Raw genomic sequence first — 23,322 nt, forward strand, 5'->3', positions numbered from 1 at the left:
CACATTTGATATTCTCAAATTTATTAAAAACTTGATTAATTTCTTTTTTGGTGGCTTTTTCAGTTTTTATCAATGTTATTTTTTCAATTTTTTTCGTCATTTTCTTGGTTCCTCCATAATAATATGTATAAAAAATCACAATTTTTGATAAAAAAATAAAAAAAATATGAAAAATTAATAATTAATCATATTTTTAAACGTATTTTTGTAAAATAAAGGATTTTTTATTCATGAAAAATATTAAAAAAATTTTATTTTTTTGTATTCTTTAATATCCTCCATATGAATATAAATGTGAATATATTTAAGTATTTTAATATTCTTTTCAATTACAGTTATCTCTTTGAATGATTTAGTCAAGAATTTCTTCTTATCTAATAAACATGTCTTTAAATTTCTCTTCTTGAATTTTATTTAATTTATTAAGCATACTTTTAAACGATAAAATCATTGATTGTACAACACGATTTTAATTATTTTGTTTGTTATTTTTATTGTCTTATTTTCATATCGTTTCTATCAGATTTTATTAAAAAGTAAGAATTTTATTATTCACATCATCTACCATTTTATAACATTCAATGTTGCAAAATTTTTCTAAAAAGTCATATTTACTATATCAAGGTTGACTTTTAGTTTGTTATTTGATTAATGCTTTTTCCTGTATTGGGCAAATATTAATTTAACTCATTTTTTATTTTTCTTTATAATAAAGTGATATTAAAAAACAAATAATAGCTAAATTATTCTATTTTTATATTTTTAAATAATTCACTTAATACGTATGTTTTACATCTCTTCTTATTTTTTAAAAACCATTTTGAAATAATGGTGGATTTAATGATATAACCTCTAATTAATTTTATTCACTTTCCTTGCAGATTTTTCTGTTCTATTTATTGATTAAAATATTGTTTTATAAAATATGATTTAGCTTTTGATTTGTGCTTTGATATTTTAATACAGGACTTGTAAATTTTGAATTGTTTTTCTCTATACAATAGTATTTGCTAAATCTTCAAAAGTTTTTATATATCTAAAATTGCCTAATTTCTTTGATAAACTCTTTACAGAAAATTTCAATTTGTCTAATATCTTTAATCTTTCAATTTAACAATTCAATAAATGTAATAATAATGTTTTGATACCGCATAACTTTGTAAGGATTTAATAAAAAAACTATAACCAATGACTTAATGCATACTGATATATCTTCTTGCATAAATAAATGAATTGTATCAACTATACACATTACCAACAATAATTATGGAATAGATATCCCTCCACATCAAGCATCAATATCAAAAAAGTAATGAGATACTAAGTGGTAAGGTTATTGATAATAAGATTTTTTAATTATAGATTTTATTATTTTTTTCTGAAATATACTTGTATTCCAAACACTTTATCAATACAAATATATAAGCATCAATACAATTTTTAAGACTTTTTTTGTCCTATTCATTATTTTCATAAAAGACATAATGCTTGTAGAACTGCTTAAAATGTAAGATTGTTACAATCGACTCTTTGCATCATCACCATGCACTCAACATGTGGTGTTTGTGGGAACATATCATATGGAATAACGCTAATTATTTTTATGTTTTCTAACAATTTTAAATCCCTTAATAATGTATGGGGATTACAACTTAAATAGATAATGTTTTTCACTTTAGATTTATTTATTACTTCTAATGTATTTTTATCCACGCCTTTTCTAGGTGGGTCTATTATTAAAGTATCAATATTTTTAAGAATAATTTTATTAATTTTTGATGCGTTAGAGCAAATAAAATTGAAATTCTTTAAATTATTTTTTAATGCATTATTTTTTGCATTTTTTATTGATTCTTCAACGACATCAATTCCAATTAAATTTTCTATTAAATTTGATACATAAATACCTATTGAGCCTGTGCCACAATATAAATCTAGTAAGTTTATTGATTTAATATCTTGCACAAATTTTCTAATTTGATTATATATATTAACTGTTTGTTCTTTATTTATTTGAAAAAATGAATTAGGGTTTATTTCAAATTGCATATGATTTATTTCTTCTGTAATACTTATTGTTTTTTTAAAATCTAATATTTTAAATTCGTCCATAAGAACAATTGAATTTACCTTATTAAAATTTTTAAATATTAAATTAGAAAAATTATTATCTATTTTTTTGATTTTGTTAGAATTTAAAATTAATTGCAAATCATTTTTTGTTGATTTAATAGTTAATGAATCAATTTTATCATAGTGCTTACTATCAAGAGTTTTTAAAAAATCTATTAATGAATTTATTTTATTGTTTGCTAATTTAAATGAATTTTGTAAAATTACGGAATTTGAATTTTTCATTTTCAATCCAAATTGAGTATTTTTTGTTGATTTATCAAGAAAAATCGTAATTTTATTACGATAATTTCATACTTTTGGAGATGGCACAATTTGCGCAATATTTTTATAATTTAATTGTCTTAAAAACAAATAATTTATAACATTTTGTTTAAATTCTAGTTGTTTTTCATATGATAAATTACTTAATGGCGCAGCTCCCGATATAAGTAAATTTACATCAGCATCTTTTACCCTATCTTTGGAATATGAGTGATATTTTTTAACTCTTGCATAAGAAATAGTTGATGTTGTCTTATAAATTTCAACATCAACTAACTCACCAATAAGGGTGTTTTCTATTAATAATAAATGTTTATTAAATCTTACTGCTCCATAACCCTCATATGTTAATTCATTAACTAATAAATTTTCTATTGTTTGGTTTATTTTAAACATATTAATTAAGCATCAATGTTTTGAACATACTTAGCATTTTCTTCAATGAATTCACGACGAGGAACAACGTCGCTCCCCATAAGTGTGCTAAAAATATTATTTGCCTCACTAAAGTCGCTAATTTGTACTTGAAGCATTATTCTTGTTTCTGGATTCATTGTAGTTTCTCAAAGTTGTTCAGGATCCATTTCTCCCAATCCTTTATAACGTTGAATTGTGTATTTTTGGTCATTTAAATTTGCTTTAATAATTTGTTCTTTTTGCAAATCACTATATGCGTATCATACTTGTTTATTTTTAGTTATTTTATATAAAGGTGGTTGAGCAATATAAACAAATCCATATTCAATAATAGGTCTAAAGAAACGATATAAAAATGTTAGAATCAATGTTCTAATATGCGAGCCATCAACGTCAGCATCTGTCATGATGATAATTTTATGATATCTTATTTTATTGATATTAAATTCGTCACCAATACCAGTCCCAATTGCTGTTATTAGTGTCCTTATTTCCTCATTAGCTAAAACCTTGTGATATTGATTTTTTTCCGCATTAATTACTTTACCTCTTAATGGTAAAATAGCTTGATTTTGACGGTCTCTACCCATTTTAGCGCTACCACCAGCAGAATTACCTTCGACTATATAAAGCTCGCCTAACTCAGGATTACGCGTTGTACAGTCAGCTAATTTTCCGGGAAGCGCACCTACTTCAAACGGTGATTTTTTTCTTGTTGCTTCTCTAGCTGCTATTCCTGCTTCACGCGCCTTTTTGCTAATAAGCGCTTTTGAACAAATTAATTTTGCTTCAGTTGGATTTTCATTTAAGAAACGTTCTAAAACCTCACTAAATACAACATTAACAGCTTTTCTTGCGTCTTTATTGGCTAATTTACCTTTTGTTTGACCTTCAAAAAGTGGGTCGGTGTGTTTAATTGAAATAATAGCTGTTAATCCCTCTTTTATATCATCTCTAGTCAATTTATCTTTTTCGGTTTTAATTAATCCGTTATTTAAGGAATAGTTATTTATTATTCTTAATAAGGCATCAAAAAAACCAGTTTCATGAGTTCCGCCTTCAGCGGTAATGATATTATTTGCATATGAAATAATATTATTTTGATAATTTTCATTGTATTGTAATGCAACTTCTACCTGCACATTATTTTTACCATCAGATTGTTCACCTTCAGCATAAATTGGTTCCGGATGAAGAACTTTTCTATTTTTATTTAATTCTTTAATGTAATCAACAATTCCGCCAGCGAACATAAAATCTTTTTCAAAGTTAACGCGTTCATCAATTACTTTAATAAAAATACCCTTATTAAGGTAAGCAATTTGTTTAGCGTGATCCAAAATTACAGATAGATCGAACTCATTGTTTTCCATAATTTCAAAATCAGGGGTGAATTTAATAATTGTACCTGTTTCACTTACACCCACATCACCAACTACACTTAATGGTTTAACTGGTCTGCCACCATTTTTAAATTCAATATAATGAATTTTACCATTACGCTTAATTCATGCTTCTAAATGACTACTTAAAGCATTAACAACAGATGCGCCAACACCATGTAATCCACCTGATACTTTATATGATGAACTATCAAATTTTCCTCCGGCATGTAGTACTGTAAGAACGGTTTCAACGGTTGATTTTTTAGTTTTGGGATGAATATCAACAGGAATACCACGACCATCGTCTTCGATTTGGATTGAATTATCATTACCAATTGTTATTATTACCTTTGTAGCTTCGCCCGCCATTGCTTCATCAACCGAATTATCTACTATTTCTCATATTAAATGGTGTAATCCACGTTTTCCGACACTACCAATGTACATTCCGGGTCTTTTTCTAACTGCTTCAAGTCCTTCTAGAACTTGAATATTGCTTGCGCCATATTCATTCTTTTTTGCCATATTTCTTATCCTATCTTAATTTTAATTTACATAAATAGTTATAAATATATAATATATTAATTAATTATATATTAATATATTTATTAAATATATTAAACTAATATAACTTTTTGTTGATAAGATCACTTATAATATGTTTTATAGCATCATCCTTAGCGCATACATCATATGTTATATCGGCAATGTTTTTAAATTCAGGTGAAGCATTTGCTACAGCAATTAATTTTCCAACAAGATTTTTACATGTTGCATCATTCATTGTGTCGCCTATATGGATACATTTTTTTGGATCAACATTATAATAGTTTGCGACCTTAACTTCTGCAATACCTTTTGTTGCATTTTTGTTTGTGATTTCAACATAATGTGAACGTTTTCCTGAAAAAACGCAAATTGTATTTGGTAATGAGTTTGCAAAATTTCAAACTTGCTTTAATTTTTTTTGAGAGTGACCAAAAACTAATGCCTTATAAAAAGTTTTGTTATTTTCTAACTTATTTGTATCCTTTATGGGAATTTTTTTTGAAAAAATATTGATTAGTCTTAATAATTTATTTTTTGAATATGTTTGATTTCTATTGCTATCAAAAATAATGTTTAAATTATTTTCTTTAGCATATTTAATAAATTTATTACCATCATCTATTGACATTGGCTGGTCAATTATTTTTTTATTATCTATAAACGCGCTTGCACCATTTCAAAAAATAATATCATTTATTTCTAATGCTTGTAATATTTTCAATGTTAGTCCATGGTATGGTCTACCTGTTGACACAATAAAATTAAAATATTTTTTAGCTTCTTTTATAGAATCTATGTTGTTTTTTGAAACAAAAAGTTTTTTGCCCTTCTTATCATTAAGAGTGGTTCCATCTAAATCGATAAAAATAATATTTTTATTCATAATTTTTTTATTATACAATGAATAATGTAAAATTAAAATAGTATTATTTACTTTAAGGAGATATATGTTTTTGAAATTACCAAAAGAGAACGATAACATAGAAGCGCTTTGAAAAAATGAAAAATCATGTTATAGATATTGAATTTTTGGCACGGTAGCTTTGATTGTTGTTTTAATTTTATTATCATTTTTACAACTTATTTTTAGTAATTTTATTTTTAAAGATCAAACATGAAAATATATACAAAGTATAATTTTTACCAACAAACTTGACGATAAGAAAAAAATTGCTGAGGGAATATTTAATTTATCATGCGTTTTTATTCCAAGTATAGTATTTATTGGTGCAACTATTAGTTTATTTTTTTATATTACTTCTATAATTCGTTCATATAAACAAAAGGATTTTAAGTATTTAAGTAAAAATTTTAGATCGTTTTTTGTAATTTGCAGTTTCATGCTTTTATTGTCATTAATATTTTTTGGATTTAATGAAAAAAATGTAATTATTAATTTAATGAAATCACCTTATTTTATACCATTTACATTGCTTTTTGTATTACTACCTATTAGCGCATTCATAATGAGTGAAGTAAATATGATTCGTCAAATATTTGCTACTGTTACTATAAGAAATCAAATGAATGAATTTGTGGAAAAATTAAAAACAGGTGATTTAGCAACTATAATTCAAGATGAATTAAGAAAAAATAATGAAATTAATATAAAAAATGATGTTTCTAAAGAAGTTGAAGATAAAAAAGAATTAGAAACAAAAAATATAAATAATGAAGATAGAAAAAAATTAGAATCCCTTCCAAACAAAAAATTGTATGCAATAGCTGAAAAATTAAATATATTCGGATATGAAGAATTAACTCATGATGAATTAATAACTAAAATTTTGGAAAATATTAAAAAATAGCCATTTCTGGTTATTTTTTAATCGCGTTGACTATTTTTGTTTTAATGTTATAACTTAAAATCTTATGCCCTTCTTTGGTTACTAGTACATCATTTTCATCTCTGGCTCCACCTAAACCTTCAATATAAATTCCGGGTTCAACAGTAACAACCATGCCAGGTTCAAAAACAATATGGCTACGAGATGAAACATATGGTAATTCATGAACATCTATACCTAATCCATGCCCTGTAGAGTGAGCAAAATATTCACCATATCCTTTTTCTGTTATATAATCACGACAAATTTTGTCTATTTCAGCACCAGTCATACCAGGTTTAACGGCATCTCTTCCTCTTTTTGCGGCCTCTTCAACTATTGTCATTATTTCAACAAGTTTTTTATTATTTGCATTTTCTTTACCACCAAATATATGTGTTCTTGTTATATCTGCGCAATAACCTTTATATAAAGCACCAAAATCTATTTTTACAATATCACCATAGACAAGTTTTCTATCAGTTGGGTGATGGTGAGGTTCTGCCGCATTAGGACCGAATGCTATTATGTTATCAAATGATTCTTTATCTGCACCTTCTTGTTTTAAAAAGTAGTTTAATTTCCTATCAACCTCTTTTTCGCTCATTCCTTCTTTAAGTCATGAAACAATTCTGTTGTATGCTCGCATTGATATGTCAATAGATTTTTGCATTTTTTCTATTTCATCATTGGATTTTACTATTCTTAGTTCTTGACCCTTAATGAATATACTTTCTGAATTTGGGCTTAATGATTGTAATAATTTATGTGTTTCTACTTTTAAATAATCATCTTCATATGCAATTTTTTTATAATTTTTAGTTGCTAAAAATTCTTTTAATGTTCCTGGTTTAAGTAGTATAACCTCAACATTTTTGGCATTATTTCTACAGTATTCAATGTATCTTGCATCAACAAATAAATAAGCTTTTTCTTTTTCTATAATTATGTATCCATCACTTGTAGCAACTTCTGCATATCAAAGTCTAGTTTGTGGAGCTTCTGAAATTAAAGCGTCAAATTGTAATTCACTAAATTTTTGTTCTAATCTTGTTCTATTCATTTTTTTCCTTTAATTAAAAATAGAGAGACTATTTTTTCTCTCTATGATTTGTGTGTTTGCTGCACTTTGAGCAGTATTTTGATAATTCAATTTTTTCTGTTTGTGTTTTTTTGTTCTTTTTGCTTATGTAATTTTCCATTTTACATTCAGTGCAAGCAAGTGTATATCCTTCTCTTGGCATAAACAACTCCTTTTTATATTTAAATAATAAATTAATAATACATTATTTTTAATAAATATTATTGTATTTTATATAATGAAGTTATTTCTTCATCATATTCATTATTTTTTTCTTCCATTTTCTCCATATATTTTAATATTTGTTCCTTGTTTCTATTTAAAAAGTAGTTAAATTCTGCTCCATTTATAAATTTATAACTTTGTCTAAAATTTAAAATATCATCTTTTATTTGCTTGTTAAAATGTTTTTTGTTGCCTTTATATTTTTTAAAAATATTATTTATATACGGAATTAAATTTCATTCGTCAAGTAATCTTTTACTTGACGATAGACTGGTTTGTTGGTCGCTTAAAATAAGATCAAAATAAGGACCTAGATTATTACTAATTAGTAATAAATTTGTAAGTAAAAAAGTTGTGCGTTTGTTACCGTTGAAAAACAATTGATTTTTTAATAAATAACTTGATAATAATATTATTTTAGATAATTTGTATTTTGGAATAGATAAAATTGAACTAATATCTTTTATAAGACCATTATAATCAATTAAAATTGGTGGTTCTGATTTATTTTTATTATTTATTTCATCTGTTAAAACAATCATATCTTTTTTTGTTCTTAAAATTCCTGCAACATCTATAAATTTATTTATATTATTAAAAGTTCTTTTATTTAACAAAATTGCGAATTTTAAAATTAATTCTGGAGAACAATTTTCTATATTGAGCGAATTATTTTTATCGCATATAAAATCTATATTGAACGCAAAATTTTTAATTTCCTGTTGTGATTGTAAGTTGAATAATTCTTTATTCACAAAAAAATCATCATCATTATTATTTTGATCTAGTTTTTTAATAATATCTTCAAAATATATTTGGTTATATGGTAAGCAATAATGAATAAAAAACATTTTAATTATATTATTTTTGTTTTCTAAAATTAAATTTCTGCCATCCATATTTCCTCCTGGTTATTCAATTATAAAACAACGAAAAAACAGTCTATTTTTTATATAAAAATATGTGGATAACCACATGTTTTTAGTTTTATTGATTATTTAATATATTTCTTATTTTATTAACAATATCCTCTTTTTTTGCATATCAAACTAAGTTATCAACAAGGATAACGTTGTATTTTTTTGCATTTAAGAATTTAACTTTATCACATAAATTTATATAATTTTCAATATCATCTTGATAATCATTATCATCAATTTTAATTCCGCATATATAATCATCATTTTCAAAGATAGCTAAATCAATTTTTTGTGTTCCAACAACATAATCGGAAGTGATTTGGATATTAGTATCGGCAAATTCATTCTTTAGATAATCAGATATTAAGAGCGATAATTGACTATATTCAATTGTTTTATCAATTTTAACTTCACTAGTTTCACTAAAATCTATATAATTATCTTTTTCGTTTTTGGATAATTCTAAAAATCTCAATCAATATTTAAATATTCTTGCATCAGAATTATTAATTGTATTTGTAATATCATCGGCTTTTATAGATTTTACAATAATCATTTTATCTTTTGCTCTACTTATAGCAACATTTAATGCATGTTTCCCAGAATCTCTACCAATATATGTTGAATGTAATTTTGCATTTTTATCATATACAACTGATGCTATAACAAGATCCGCTTCTTCACCTTGAATATTTTCTATACTTTTTAGTAAAAGTTTTTTGTTTAAAATAGCGTTTTCTAAATCTTGATGTTTTTCAAATATTAAATCCTGTATTATGTTCATTTGAGGAGTATTGAATGTTAAAATAATGATTTTTTTATACTTATTTAGGTTTTCTTTGGCTAAATTGATAACAATTTCAATTTCATCATCATTTTTCGAATTTTCTCAAATTCCATTTGCTTCAATTACTTCGATTGGGAATTCTTTATTTTTAATATTTAAATCAATGATATCTAATTTAGAATCATAAAAATGTTTTGAACTAAAAGTCATTAATGATGCATAATTCGAACGATAATTTTTGTCTAACAATATCTTGTAAACTCCAAGCGATTTTGCATATTCAAGAAGCGACTCTGATTGTCCAAAAATTGAATCGCTTTGATTTCTTGCGCTAAATCATCTTGATGGTCTCATTTGTTGATCATCTCCTGCAAGAATTTTTATCTTAGCTAAATATAGCACCGGCAATCCTTTTTCGATAAACATCTGACTACATTCATCGATTATTGCATAGTCAAATTCTTCACGTTTTCATTGACTTAAATCTGTGTCTGGTGTTGTAATTATAATTGGGAAAAGTTCTTTTATTATTTGTGAGAATGTTTTTAAAAATCTAGAAATATTCATTGAAGATAGTCTTACAACTGATGCAAATTTTTTGTATAAGTCAGTTTTTTCCTTATTAAAATTTTTAATCTTAGATAAAGTTTTATGTACAATAAAATTTTCTATATCTTCATCTTTAATGATTAATTCATTATTTTCGATTCTTTGTTTTAACTCTCATAATTTAGTTATAAGTAGTATTTTATGATTATCAAATTTTTTAATTTTTTCTACAAAATTGTTTATATTTCCCTGAAATCCTTTAAGTTCTGATATCCAATTATTTAACTCGTTAACATTAATATTATGTGATTTATTAGCTTTTTTAATTTGTTTTAAATAATTACCGTTTCAATTTATATTTTCTGGAAATATAATATTTTTTGTTGATATATTTCTTATATTATTAAAAAGGGATTCATTATATTTAATGTTATTTTTTTCTAAAACACTATTTAGCTCAAACAAATCATATGAATCTTGGTCTTTTGAAATTTGATTAATTAGTTTTACGTATTTAGTTTCTTCGTCAGAAATAATGTTAATTGTGTTAATTTTTTTTCGTTTATTTGCATGTTCAATTAAATCTATATATTTTTTCAAAGGACCATAAAAATCTTCTTTATTAATTGAGTTACTATTTAGTAAAAATAAACCAAATTTAGATAAACTACCTAGCCTTTTTTGGATAACTTCAAGCGCGGCTCTTTTTTGCGAAACAACAAGAGCGGTTTTTTCATATGCAAGTATGTTGGAAAGAATATTTACGATTGTTTGTGATTTACCAGTTCCTGGAGGTCCTCATATAATTGTATTTTGGTTAAGTGAACTAACAATTGCCTTATCTTGCGAAAAATTAGTTGGTGTTATTTTAAGAAAACCAAAGTTCTTTTTACTTATTGTTTCATCTATGCATTTCTTATATATATTTTTATCAATCTCGACATCTAATATTTTATTTATATGATCATTTTCTATTATTTCAATCATTCTATTTCTTAAATAACCACCTAAAGGTTGAAATATTCCTAAAATCATACCCTTGTGAAATAATACCTTTTCATTCTTAATGTCTTCATATGCAAATTTTTTGTGTTTTGCAATCATGTCTTCTTCAATTTCAAATCTTGAACTTCATGTAACCTTGATACTATGAACAACATCTGCAATTGACATATCTTCATGTTTAACATTTACATCTAAATTAAAACCCTCATTTTGTAAAAAATAAAATAATTTTTCATTTTTTCTAATTGTTCCATCCGAAACAAGAAAGGGGTTTGAATTTCGAAACTCGATATTTACCTCTTTTAAAAAAAGGGGGGCATATATTTTTTTATCATCATTAGGGGTAGAAAGTGAAATAAACATGAATCCAATATACATGCTTCAAATATTAGATTCTGAATTTATTGTTTCTGCTTTGTTTAAAAATAATTTTCATTTTGATGAAGATTTTTGTTTTTCAACTTCGAGTAAATCAACTAATTTTTCTTTACCAAATTTAAAATCATTTTTTAATATCTTCAAGTGCTGATTAATTAGATCTTTACGTTTTTGCATTACTTTAAGAACATCATCTATATTTTCACAATTTCTTAAATTTTCAATTAATTTTGTTGTTTCATATTCTAAAACAGGGATATCTAATGTTACATCAGAGTAAATTTTGTTCATTAGTTCTGGGCCAAATGTACTCATCACATCAAAATACTCTTTGTTATCTTTGCGACAAAAAATAGAAGCATCATTGCTAGAAATATCGAGTAAATTATCAAGAATTACATTATATGATTCATCATTTTTTGTAATTTTAATTGCCATTTATTACTCCTAAAATTTCATCTTTTAAGTTTTTTGCTCCATATCCCACGATTAAACTAATAGATGAAGTTGATAAAACAAGTCCGCTTACAGCTTTCAATTTTTTTAACTCATCTACATTTATTAAATTTTTCTTATTAAAATAAATTTTTACTTTTGATAGTGTAGATTCAACATTTTTAATATTTTCTTTGCCACCAAATAATGAAATTAAGTGACCAACTTTTATATCAACATTTGTGTTTTCATCAATATTATTTTCTTTTACTGCTCTTTTTTTTCTAAGAGCAATTAGAAAAAAACCGAAAGTTATAATAACAAGAAATACAGATAATGCTTTGTGTTTTCTGTTCATAAATACCTCAATTATTTGTGTGAATGTTATATATTATTATAGTCATAAAATTATAAAAATTGTATAATTAAAACATTATGAATTCTATTGATAATAAAAAAAAATTAGTTAGCGGTATAACAGCAACAGGTAAATTAACTTTAGGTAATTATCTTGGTGCAATTAGACAGTTTGTTAAATTGCAAGATAAATTTGATTCATATTTTTTTGTTGCGGATTTGCATGCTCTTACTGGTGATATAACAAAAAGTGAACTTAAAAAAAATCGTAGAGATATATTTGCTCTTTATTTAGCGTGTGGAATTAATCCGGATAAAAGTTGTATTTTTTTCCAGTCAGATGTTATGGAACATACCTATTTAAATTGGATATTAACTAATAATTCAACTATGGGCGAACTTTCTAGAATGACTCAATTTAAGGATAAATCTAGTCGTATAAAAACCGCAAACAACACAGAAACAATACCAACTGGTTTGTTTATGTATCCCATTTTAATGGCCGCAGATATTATTTTATATCAACCAGATATAATTCCTGTTGGTATTGATCAAATTCAACACGTTGAATTAACGAGAACAATTATTAATCGAATAAACAATAAGTATAATTTAAAAATTATTGAACCAACAGCAAGCGTGCCTGAAGAAGGTGCTAAAATAATGTCATTGGTTGAGCCTAATAAAAAAATGTCAAAATCAGACTCTAATCTTAAATCATCAATTTATTTATTAGATGATCCTGACATTGCTTACAATAAAATTTTAAAAGCGGTTACTGATAGCGAGAATAAAGTATACCTATCGGATGATAAACCAGGTATAAAAAACTTATTAACAATTTATTCTTGCTTGAGTGAAATAAGTATTAATGATGCAGCTGACAAATTTAAAAATTCAAATTATCAAGAATTTAAAAAAGAAGTAGCAGAAGTTGTTAAAACATTTTTAATTGAAATTCAAGCAAAATTCAAAAAATTTTATTCAAAGATTGATTTTTACGCTACCTTAGGAGCTAAGAAGGCGTCTATCGTGGCTAAAAAAACTATGAAAAAAATAGTTGACCATGTAGGGTTGGGGGATTAATATGAAAGCAGATAAGTTTTTAAATCATACAACAAGCCATTTATTAGCCGCGGCTATTTATGAACTTTATCCAGATACAAAATTCGCATTTGGTCCTGCAATTGATGAAGGATTTTATTACGATTTTGAATTTAAAGAACCAATAAGTGATGATGAATTAAAAAATATTGAAAAAAAGATGAAACAATTATCAAAACGCGATATTGAAATGATTAAAGTTTCAAAAAAAGAGTATGATGCGTTTTATGAAAATGACCAACCATATAAAAAATATATGATAAATAAATTGGAAAACGAAAATAAAGAAATAACTTTTTATTCACTTTATGATAAACAAGTAAAAAAACATATTTTTGTAGATTTATGTGTTGGTGGTCATATTGAAAATGTTAAACCAATAAAATATTTTAAATTACTTTCTTTAGCAGGAGCTTATTGATTGGGGGATTCTAATAATATTCAACTTACAAGAATTTATGGAACAAGTTGATATAAAGAAGAAGAATTAAAAGAATATGAAGAAATTCTTAAAAATAGACGCGAAAATGATCATCGTCAATTAAATAAAAAACTCAACATTTTTGCATTTGATAACATGGCTGGTCAAGGATTCCCCTTTTGGTTAAAAAATGGAATGAAGATAAAAAATGCAATACGAGATTATGTTTTAAAATTAGATAAAAAATATGGTTTTACTGAAGTTTTAACTCCACATTTTGGAAGTGTTGATTTATATAAAAAATCTGGCCATTTATCTCATTACAAAGATGACATGTTCAAACCACTAGAAGTGGAAAATGAAAAACTAATTCCTAGACCTATGACTTGTCCTCATCATATCCTTATTTATCAAAGTGATTTGCATTCATACAGAGATCTTCCTATTCGTTTTAGTGAACAGTCACGCTTATATAGGTATGAAAAATCTGGTGCATTAACTGGACTTGAAAGAGTTAGATCAATGGATTTAACTGAAGGACATTTATTTGTAACATTTGATCAAATAGAATCTGAAGTTTATTCAATGTATAAACAAATAAATGAAATTCTTAATATTTTTAAAATTAAAATTGATTATATTTCTTTATCTTTAAGAGATAAAGATAATAAAGATAAATTTTTCCAAGATGACAAAATGTGGGATGAGTCTGAAAATATGCTTGAAAAAATGATGAACAATCTTGGTATTAAATATGAAAAAAAGATTGGTGAAGCAGCGTTTTATGGACCTAAAATAGATACTCAAATAAAAACATTATTAAATCATGAGATTACGGTTTCTACAATTCAATTAGACTTTTTATTACCTAGAAAATTTAATATTTCCTATATTGATAAAAATAATGAAAAACAAATACCAATTATGATTCACCGTGGATTAATTGGTACATATGAGCGTTTTATTTCAATTTTAATTGAACAATATAAAGGTAATCTTCCTCTTTGATTAGCTCCTAATAAAATTCAAATTATCCCCGTTATTTTAGATGAAAAATTAATTAAATATGCCCAAAAAATATATAACTCTTTATACAAAAAAGATATTGATTGCGATATTAATTTAAAAGATGAAAGACTATCAAAAAAAGTTAGAGATTCACAAATTGAAAAATACAAATATCAAATCATTTTAGGTGAAAATGAATTGAAAAATAATAATGTTTCTTACCGTGAATATGGTAATGATAAAACTGTAACCACATCAATAAATGAATTTGTTAAAATGATAAAAAATAAAATTAAAAATTATGAATAATCAACAAAAAACGTATATTTTTATTGTATTTTATCTAATTTGCGTTATTTTTCCATTATCTATAATTTGAGTATTTTTCGGTTATGATGTAAGAGTCCCAGTTTTAAAATGACAAACAAGTATTTGAATTAGTATTGTTGGAGTATTTTTAATAGTACTATTAGATATTTTACTAATATATCTTAAACTACTTAATTTAAACACCTTAATTTATGTTGTTCCGTTTTGCCTTGTTATGTTATCTTTAACATATAGTTATTTCTTACCTATGTGAGCAAGATTTTTAATTACTTTTACATGCGTGTTAATCGCTATACCAATCAATTATTTTATTTATTATTTAGAAGATTTAAAACAAAAAGCTATATAGCTTTTTTATTTAATTTTTATTATTATATATAATTGAAAATATGGAAAAATATGAAGCATCTAGTATTAAAAAATTAGAAGGTTTAGAAGCTGTTCGAAAACGTCCTGGAATGTATATTGGTTCAACCGATATTAATGGATTACATCATTTAATTTGAGAAATTGTTGACAATTCAATTGATGAAGCATTGGCTGGTTTTGCTGATAAAATTACGGTTACTCTTTGTAAAGATAAAAGTGTAATCGTGGAAGATAATGGTCGTGGAGTACCTGTTGGAAAGCACTCTAAAGGCAAAACTGCTGTTGAAGTTGTTTTTACTGAACTTCATGCGGGTGGAAAATTTGATGATACCGCTTATAAAACATCAGGGGGATTACATGGTGTGGGTAGTAGTGTTGTTAATGCATTATCTACAAAAATGTCTGTCACAGTTTTTAGGGATAAGAAAATATATTTAACTGAATTTGAACATGGTGACAATATTGTTACAAGAACAAAAGTAATTGGTGATACAAATAAGAAGGGCACGAAAGTTCAATTTACACCTGATTATGAAGTTTTTAAAAAAGCTAGTTTTAGTTATGAGCGTATTAGCGAACGTTTACGTGAGCAATCATTTTTAATTGCTGGTTTGAAAATAGAATTGATTGATCAAATAAATAACAAACAAGAAACATTTCATTATGAAAATGGTGTTGCCGCTTTTATTGAATTTATTAATAGTTCAAAAAAGACGATTTCGCCAATAGTAACACATAAAGAATATGATAAAAAACGTGATATTGAAGTTGAAATAGGTTTTCAATACACCGATGGATACAATGAAACAATCATTTCATTTGTAAATAATATAAAAACGAAAGACGGTGGAAATCATGAAACCGCCCTCAAAAGTGCATTAACTAAAACGTTTAACGATTATGCATTTGAAAAAAATATTTTAAGAGGTAAAAAATCATTTGAGGGTGAAGATATAAGAGAAGGTATTACATTCATAATTTCTTTGAAAATTCCTGAAAAAATATTGGAATTTGTTGGACAAACTAAGGATAAGTTAGGAACGCCAGCTGCTAAACCAGCAGTAGAAGATATAGTTTCAAGATTTTTAAAGATTTGATTAAATGAAAATAATAAAGATGTTCAAGTTATATTTGAAAAAATTAAACATGCATTTGATTCTCGTATTGCTTCACGCCAAGAAAGAGATGCTAATAAACAAACCAAGAATAAACTGAAAGAAAAAATTATTTTAAGTGGTAAATTAACGCCAGCTCAGTCCAATAAACCCGAAGAACGTGAATTATTTTTGGTTGAAGGGGATTCAGCTGGAGGTAGCGCTAAATCAGGAAGAGATCGCAAAACTCAAGCAATCCTTCCATTAAGAGGTAAGGTTTTAAATACCGAAAAAGCAAAATTAATAGATATTTTAAAAAATGAGGAATTAGCAACAATAATTAATATTATCAATGCTGGAGTTGGTAATAATTTTGATATTAAAAACGCACAATATAAAAAAGTTGTCATTATGACTGATGCCGATACAGATGGTGCCCATATTCAAACATTATTACTTACATTTTTCTTTAGATTTATGCGTCCGCTTATAGAAAATGGTAATGTATATATTGCAATCCCTCCACTTTTTAAAATAACCAAAAAAGGTTCATTTGAATATGCATGAACCGAGGAGGAATTAAAAGAAAAAACATCAAAAATTAAAGGATATGAAGTTCAACGTTATAAAGGATTAGGTGAAATGAATGCTGAACAACTTTGAGAAACAACCATGAATCCTGAAACAAGAACATTAATAAAGGTTTCTATTAATGATGCAGCTTTAGCTGAAAGAAGAATTTCAACTTTAATGGGTGATGCTGTAGAAAAAAGGAAAGAATGAATTAATAATAATGTTGAATTTAGTATGGAAGATTCATATGAAATTAATTCATCTAAACTATAATTATTATTAATTATAAATAAGTATAAGGAAGAGTATGGCTAAAAAAAACAAGGAAGAAAAAGTTGAAGAAAAAGTTATAAATGAAAATATAATAACTCAAAGTATAGACCAAGTAATGGATGAAAGATTTGCAAGATATGCAAAATATATTATCCAACAAAGAGCTCTTCCTGATGCTCGTGATGGGCTAAAACCTGTCCAAAGAAGAATTCTTTATTCAATGTATGAATTAAATTTAACTCATGATAAACCCTTTAAAAAATCTGCTCGTGTAGTTGGTGATGTTATTGGTAAATATCACCCTCATGGAGATAGTTCAATTTACGAGGCAATGGTAAGAATGTCTCAAGATTGAAAAATGAACATACCGCTTGTTGAAATGCATGGTAATGTTGGAAGTATTGATGATGACCCAGCAGCGGCTATGCGTTATACTGAAGCAAGGTTATCTAAAATAACAAGCTTTATGCTTGATGATTTGAAAAAGAATGCCGTTAATTTTGCCCCTAATTTTGATGACTCAGAAAAGGAACCTGTTGTTTTGCCTTCACTTATTCCAAATTTATTAGTTAATGGAACAAGAGGAATTGCAGCTGGTTATGCAACAGATATGCCTCCACATAATTTAGGAGAAGTTATTGATGCAACAATAGCAAAAATAAAAAATCCAGCCATAACTTTAAATCAATTAAGGAAATATATTCAAGGACCTGATTTTCCAACGGGTGGAATTATTTTTGGGGGCGATGGAATTATCAAGGCCTTTGAACGTGGTAATGCAAGAATTATTCTTGTTTCTAAAAAACATATTATTAATAACGAGAATGATGAATTTAAATATATTGAAGTTTCCGAAATACCTTATGGTGTAATTAAATCAAAACTAGTTTATGAAATTGATTCAATTATTCAAAATCAAAGCATAGATGGATTATTAGAAGTTAAAGATCAAAGTGATAGGAATGGTATTTCTATTATGATCAAACTTGATAAAAATGCTTCAGAAGATACTATCTGAAAGTTTTTGTTATCAAAAACAGAATTGCAAGTTTATTATTCTTATAATAATGTCGCCATAGTTAATAATACTCCTAAGCTATTAAATTTAAATCAATTATTAAGCGAGTTTATAAATCATATAACTGAAGTAAAATACAAAACAATTAAATTCGATCTTGAAAAATTTTATAATAGGTTGGAAATTGTTGAAGGTTTTATAAAAGTTGCCGAATTACTTGATAAAGTAATAAAAGTAATTAGACAAGCAGAAAATTCTCGTCAAGGTGTTATTGATGCGCTTATTAGTAATTTTGATTTTACTCAAAATCAAGCAATTGCAATTGCTGATATGCGCTTGTATAGATTAAGTCAAACTGATCGTGAATTATACATAAAAGAGCGCGATGATTTAAAATCTAAAATTAATTTCCTTAATAATTTAATTCAAAATAAAGATGAATTTAATAAGTGATTAATCGAAATATTAAAAAATATTAAAAAAGAGTTTGCGGAGCCTCGTAAAACCCAAATTGAACAAAAAGAATTTACAACAAGTTATAATGAAATTGATCTTATAAAAGAAGAGGAAATTTATATTGGTGTAACTAATGATGGTTATATCAAAAAATTATCTAAGAAAACATTCAAAGCAAATGAAATACAAACATATAAACTAAAACCAAATGATTACTTACTTTCTCTTTTGAAAGTAAAAAGCACTACGAATATTTTGATATTTACGGACTTAGGAAGGTATGCTCTAATACCCGCATACAAAATACCCGAAAGCAAATGGAAAGATTTAGGCTCTCATATTACAGAGTTTGTAGATTATAAATCAGAAGAAAGTATCGTAAGTGTTATTGCGGTTGATGATTTTGATATAAATGCATATATTATTATAGCTACTAGATCTGGTCTAGTTAAAAGAATAGATATTGAAGATTTATTAACTTCTAGATATAATAGTTTTTTAATAGCCATTAAAATAAAAGAAGGTGATATAGTTGTTAACGCGGTTGTTTCTAATGGAAAACAGGATGTTGTTTTTGTAACAAAAAATGGTTTAGGAGCAAAATACCCAGAGACAGAAATCCCAATTTATGGAACAAGAACTCAAGGTGTTAAAGCTTTTAATATTAATGAAAAAGATTCATTAACATCATTTTGCTGCATTAATGAAAATGAAGAATTATTAATGTTCACAAAAGATTATTTCGGTAAAAGAATTAAGTATTCTGATATTAGTTATACTAATAAGAAAAATGTTGGAAAACAATTGTTTTTACAAAAAAACACATCTCCTTATATTCCAGATAATATTGCCCCAGTTTTAAAAACTGACAAATTTCTACTTAAACATAACGAGATATTAGAACAAAAATTAGTAACCGAGATACCTTTATCTAATTCTAATGAAGGGTTTAGGAAATTAAAAGAAACAAAAATAGAAGGTGTCACAATTCTTTCTTCACAAATTGTAAGTAGTAATAATAAAATTTTTGTTTCAATTAATAAAGAAAAAGAAGATATTACTAATGATTTAAATAATGAATTTGAACAAAAAGCCGAAAAGAAGCTAATTGAGTTATCTGATTCAATAGATGATATAGATGAGCTTCTTAAAAAAATAAATGAAAATATTAAAAAAAATAATATTTAGGTAAAATATATAATGCTAAAATATATTTTTACTTATGCCCGAATGGTGGAATGGCAGACACGAATGACTCAAAATCATTTGCCTTTGGTGTGCAGGTTCAAGTCCTGTTTCGGGCACCATGCCTAGATGGTGGAATTGGCAGACACGCTAGACTAAGGATCTAGTGGAGTAATCCATGCAGGTTCAAGTCCTGTTCTGGGCACCATATCATAAATGACTAAACAAAAAAGCAAACCATTGCTTTTTTGTTTTTTTGTTAAAATCATTTATTTTTAGCATAAAATTTGTAAAAAAAGATTTTTAAAATTTAATTTGTTAATATATATATATATATATATAAGTTTATAAAATTAAAATAAAAGGAGAATTATGTTTGATAAAGAAAATGAAAACAATAATTTACAAAATCAAAACCCAGTGAATGATGGAATAAATAACCATCAAAATATACAACAACCACAAATGTATCCTAATCATCAACAAGGATATCCAACACAACAAGTTCCTATTTATCCGGCTCAACCTGTATACCCTACTCAACAAGCGCCTATAGCGCCATATCCTACTCAGGTTGTAAACACTGTTCCTACAGGGGGGGGGCAATAAACTTTCTTCATCCGAGAAGACAAAGAAAGTTTTAGGTTTAATTGCGGCGGCTGCAACTCCATGTATAATTACTTGCGGAGTTTTAGGTTACTTAATCTCTAATAATGTTAAGATCGATAGTAATAATCAAGATAAAAATTTAGAAAGAATTATAGACGATTTAACAGTTGCTGTTGATAAGAAATCTGAAAAGGCTGTTTTAGATGTTAATGATAAAGATCTTAAATTAGAAGGATATATTCCAGATGATATATCTAGTCAATTAATGATTCTTAATAAAGATGTTATAAATAATTGTGTTGATGTAATTATTATTTTAAAAAATGAAGAAGGTTCTACAAAATCAAGTAGAATAACAATAACGGGATTTAAAGAACCCGGTAAATATAATGATTCGCAAATAGCTTTATCTAGTGCTATTCAAAGCATAGCTGTCGCTATTGATCCATATCGAAAAGATTTAAATAAAAAATTTATAACAACAAAATATAAAGATCGTGTTATAGAAGATGGTTTTAATTATGATGATTTAGAATCTATAAGTGAAGATTTAAATATAGATTTATCAAATATTAAATCTTCTTTAGGTATTGATTTGCTATTAGAACATCAAGATGTTGTTACTGAAGGTAGTGATTCATATCTTAGAGTAACCTTAAAGGTAAGTCATGGAACTGAATCTGCGTATACTTATTTAAACATAAAGGGATTTTATCCAAAAAATAAAAAAGACCAAGAAAATCTTGATAAGGCGCTTAATTATATAATTTCTTCTTCTCCTTTTAATACAAAGTACATAGATAAGATTTCTCATAATGTTCTTAAGTTAGAATATAAAGATATAAACAATATTTTCAATGATATAAAATATGATGTAAATAATTATCCAAATGTAATTTTTAGTGATTTAAAAGCAATTCCTAATGGAGACCAAGGGATAAGAGTTACATTACTAGCTACTTTAAATAATATAAAAAAACAAGTCAATTTTGATGTAAATGGTTTTTATTCACTTAATAAATACGCAAAAGAAAAAATAGAAGAGTTTATTAATACATTTACTTTAAACCCATATTCAACAAATAGTAATACTAAATTACCATCATATGTTAAATATAATAATCTAAGTGAGCTTTGAAATGATATAAATTATGATTTAAGTTCAATTGCAGATTCTAGAGGAATTAAAATTACACTATTACCTGAAACAACTAGCTCAAATAATAATGATAAAGGAACAAAAACTACTAATTTAAAATTTAGTATGTTTAACTATGATCAAAATAGTTCAATCACTATTAATAATTTTAATAAAAAAGACAAATATGAAGCATACATTGAACAAATTGTAAATAATCAATTATGGTCTAATGTTAATACAAGAACAAACACAAATAAACAACCTAAAGATGTTAATTATAACCTTGAATCATTAGAAAGCGATACAGGTCTTGCAATATCAGAGCTTAAGAGTAAATATAATTTATTATTTGAAATAAAAAATGTTGATAAAGATTCTGAAGAACGTTTAAAAAATGGAACAATGATTGTGGATTTGGAATACTGATTAGATGGTATTGCTTCACCAATACGTCATACAAAACAAGTTACTATTTCATTATTTAAAACACAAAATCAAGCAGATGAAGAAATATTATCGAAATTGATTAATACCTTTAAAAGTAGTTATAACACTAAATATGTTGATAAAGCTTCAACCGATTCACAAACAAAATATGTTTCAGAAAATGATTTCTTAAAAGATATTGATGAATATGATAACTTTAATACCAATAAATCTAAACCAGAATTTATTGGAACTATAATTGAAGGTATGATTACTTCAAATGGTAATGGGTATCGTGAAGTTACATTAAGTTTCAAATTGCGTGAAGCAACAAAATCGAAAAAAATAACTGTTTATTCATTTTTAACTAATAATGCCGCTGCACAAAATACATTAAATGAAGTAAAAGCCTTAATTAAAGATTCATATACTACAACTCTTTATAATAATATTTTAGCTAATGATGATGTAAAAAATAAATATCAATCATTATCAGCTATAACTGATGATATTCATGATTTGAATTTTAAAACTTTAACTACAACACATAAAGTAAATTTTGCTATTAAAGAAATAATACCTAATCCAATAAAAGGTGAAGTTAAATTCGTTTTAAAACTTACTAAAGATGGCTTAGAAGAAACAGAATCATTTATAATAAACAACTTTTTAAAACAAGATGATGTTTATGAAAAAGAATTAAATGACATGCTGTTAAAATTAAATAATTCTTACCAAACAAAATCAGCTACCAAATTACCAAAAGAGGTTAATTATTTATCTATAAATGATTTAACTAGTGATACAAATATTAATTTTGCAACATTACTTCCTAATGTAAATGTTGCCTTTGATCCTGAACAAGTTAAACCAATTATTGATGATGATTTAAGTGGTGCAAAGAAATGTTATTTAAAATTTAGTTATAAAGGGGTTGATGTTAAAAAACAAATTAATATTAATGGGTTTAATAATTTAGTTTCTATTACTGAAAAAGAATTACA

The 23,322-nt window shown here is 25.6% G+C and carries 16 protein-coding genes and 2 tRNA genes; 10 read left to right on the forward strand and 8 right to left on the reverse strand.

Features of this window, described 5'->3' with window-relative positions:
- Positions 1-1,500: 1,500 nt before the first annotated feature.
- The 3 genes from rlmD to T380_RS0103085 form a co-directional block, all read right to left on the reverse strand.
- Positions 1,501-2,793, reverse strand: coding sequence for a 23S rRNA (uracil(1939)-C(5))-methyltransferase RlmD (gene rlmD, locus T380_RS0103075; protein WP_027334428.1), 1,293 nt, complete (start codon positions 2,791-2,793; stop codon positions 1,501-1,503).
- 5 nt (positions 2,794-2,798) lie between these two features.
- Positions 2,799-4,724 (reverse strand): DNA topoisomerase (ATP-hydrolyzing) subunit B, encoded by a 1,926-nt coding sequence (gyrB, locus tag T380_RS0103080; RefSeq protein WP_027334429.1) that lies wholly within the window; start codon positions 4,722-4,724, stop codon positions 2,799-2,801.
- Positions 4,725-4,821: 97 nt separating this feature from the next.
- Entirely contained in the window at positions 4,822-5,631 is an 810-nt protein-coding gene (locus T380_RS0103085) for an HAD hydrolase family protein (protein WP_169734562.1), read from the reverse strand.
- Positions 5,632-5,695: 64 nt separating this feature from the next.
- Between T380_RS0103085 and T380_RS0103090 the strand changes: the two genes are divergently transcribed.
- A complete protein-coding gene (locus tag T380_RS0103090; protein WP_027334431.1) occupies positions 5,696-6,556 on the forward strand; it encodes a hypothetical protein in 861 nt (286 codons plus the stop codon).
- A gap of 10 nt (positions 6,557-6,566) precedes the next feature.
- Here the strand turns inward: T380_RS0103090 and T380_RS0103095 are convergent, their stop codons facing one another.
- The 5 genes from T380_RS0103095 to T380_RS0103115 form a co-directional block, all read right to left on the reverse strand.
- Complete coding sequence (locus T380_RS0103095; RefSeq protein WP_027334432.1) at positions 6,567-7,637, reverse strand: aminopeptidase P family protein; 1,071 nt, start codon at positions 7,635-7,637, stop codon at positions 6,567-6,569.
- A gap of 28 nt (positions 7,638-7,665) precedes the next feature.
- Complete coding sequence (gene rpmG, locus T380_RS0103100; RefSeq protein ID WP_027334433.1) at positions 7,666-7,818, reverse strand: 50S ribosomal protein L33; 153 nt, start codon at positions 7,816-7,818, stop codon at positions 7,666-7,668.
- A gap of 58 nt (positions 7,819-7,876) precedes the next feature.
- Positions 7,877-8,779, reverse strand: a complete 903-nt coding sequence (locus tag T380_RS0103105) for a hypothetical protein (protein ID WP_027334434.1) — start codon at positions 8,777-8,779, stop codon at positions 7,877-7,879.
- 88 nt (positions 8,780-8,867) lie between these two features.
- The gene (locus tag T380_RS04040; RefSeq protein WP_051600000.1) at positions 8,868-11,957 is read right to left on the reverse strand and encodes a DEAD/DEAH box helicase; all 3,090 of its coding nucleotides are present in this window, start codon (positions 11,955-11,957) and stop codon (positions 8,868-8,870) included.
- On the reverse strand, positions 11,947-12,312 hold the full coding sequence (locus T380_RS0103115) for a PTS sugar transporter subunit IIBC family protein (protein WP_027334435.1): 366 nt from the start codon (positions 12,310-12,312) through the stop codon (positions 11,947-11,949). Before T380_RS0103115 ends, T380_RS04040 begins: the two co-directional genes overlap by 11 nt.
- 77 nt (positions 12,313-12,389) lie before the next feature.
- Between T380_RS0103115 and trpS the strand changes: the two genes are divergently transcribed.
- From trpS to T380_RS0103160, 9 genes are all read left to right on the forward strand, one after another.
- Positions 12,390-13,397 carry a tryptophan--tRNA ligase gene (trpS, locus tag T380_RS0103120; protein ID WP_036437014.1) on the forward strand — a complete coding sequence of 336 codons (1,008 nt, stop codon included), beginning with the start codon at positions 12,390-12,392 and terminating at the stop codon, positions 13,395-13,397.
- Between the two features lies 1 nt (position 13,398).
- Complete coding sequence (gene thrS, locus T380_RS0103125; protein WP_036437017.1) at positions 13,399-15,153, forward strand: threonine--tRNA ligase; 1,755 nt, start codon at positions 13,399-13,401, stop codon at positions 15,151-15,153.
- A complete protein-coding gene (locus T380_RS0103130; RefSeq protein ID WP_027334438.1) occupies positions 15,146-15,523 on the forward strand; it encodes an MAG3450 family membrane protein in 378 nt (125 codons plus the stop codon). The genes thrS and T380_RS0103130 overlap by 8 nt, the downstream gene beginning before the upstream one ends.
- A gap of 40 nt (positions 15,524-15,563) precedes the next feature.
- Positions 15,564-17,483 carry a DNA topoisomerase IV subunit B gene (gene parE, locus T380_RS0103135; protein WP_027334439.1) on the forward strand — a complete coding sequence of 640 codons (1,920 nt, stop codon included), beginning with the start codon at positions 15,564-15,566 and terminating at the stop codon, positions 17,481-17,483.
- 34 nt (positions 17,484-17,517) lie between these two features.
- Complete coding sequence (parC, locus tag T380_RS0103140; protein ID WP_027334440.1) at positions 17,518-20,145, forward strand: DNA topoisomerase IV subunit A; 2,628 nt, start codon at positions 17,518-17,520, stop codon at positions 20,143-20,145.
- 36 nt (positions 20,146-20,181) lie between these two features.
- A tRNA-Leu gene (locus T380_RS0103145) sits at positions 20,182-20,264 on the forward strand.
- A 1-nt stretch (position 20,265) separates the two neighbouring features.
- Positions 20,266-20,350: transfer RNA gene (locus T380_RS0103150), tRNA-Leu, on the forward strand.
- A gap of 164 nt (positions 20,351-20,514) precedes the next feature.
- A complete protein-coding gene (locus T380_RS0103155) occupies positions 20,515-20,751 on the forward strand; it encodes a hypothetical protein (protein ID WP_027334441.1) in 237 nt (78 codons plus the stop codon).
- A 265-nt stretch (positions 20,752-21,016) separates the two neighbouring features.
- On the forward strand, positions 21,017-23,322 hold a 2,306-nt coding region (locus T380_RS0103160), incomplete at its 3' end, for a lipoprotein 17-related variable surface protein (RefSeq protein ID WP_027334442.1).

The sequence above is a fragment of the Mycoplasma elephantis ATCC 51980 genome (assembly GCF_000687815.1).
Classification (GTDB): domain Bacteria; phylum Bacillota_I; class Bacilli_A; order Mycoplasmatales; family Metamycoplasmataceae; genus Mycoplasma_H; species Mycoplasma_H elephantis.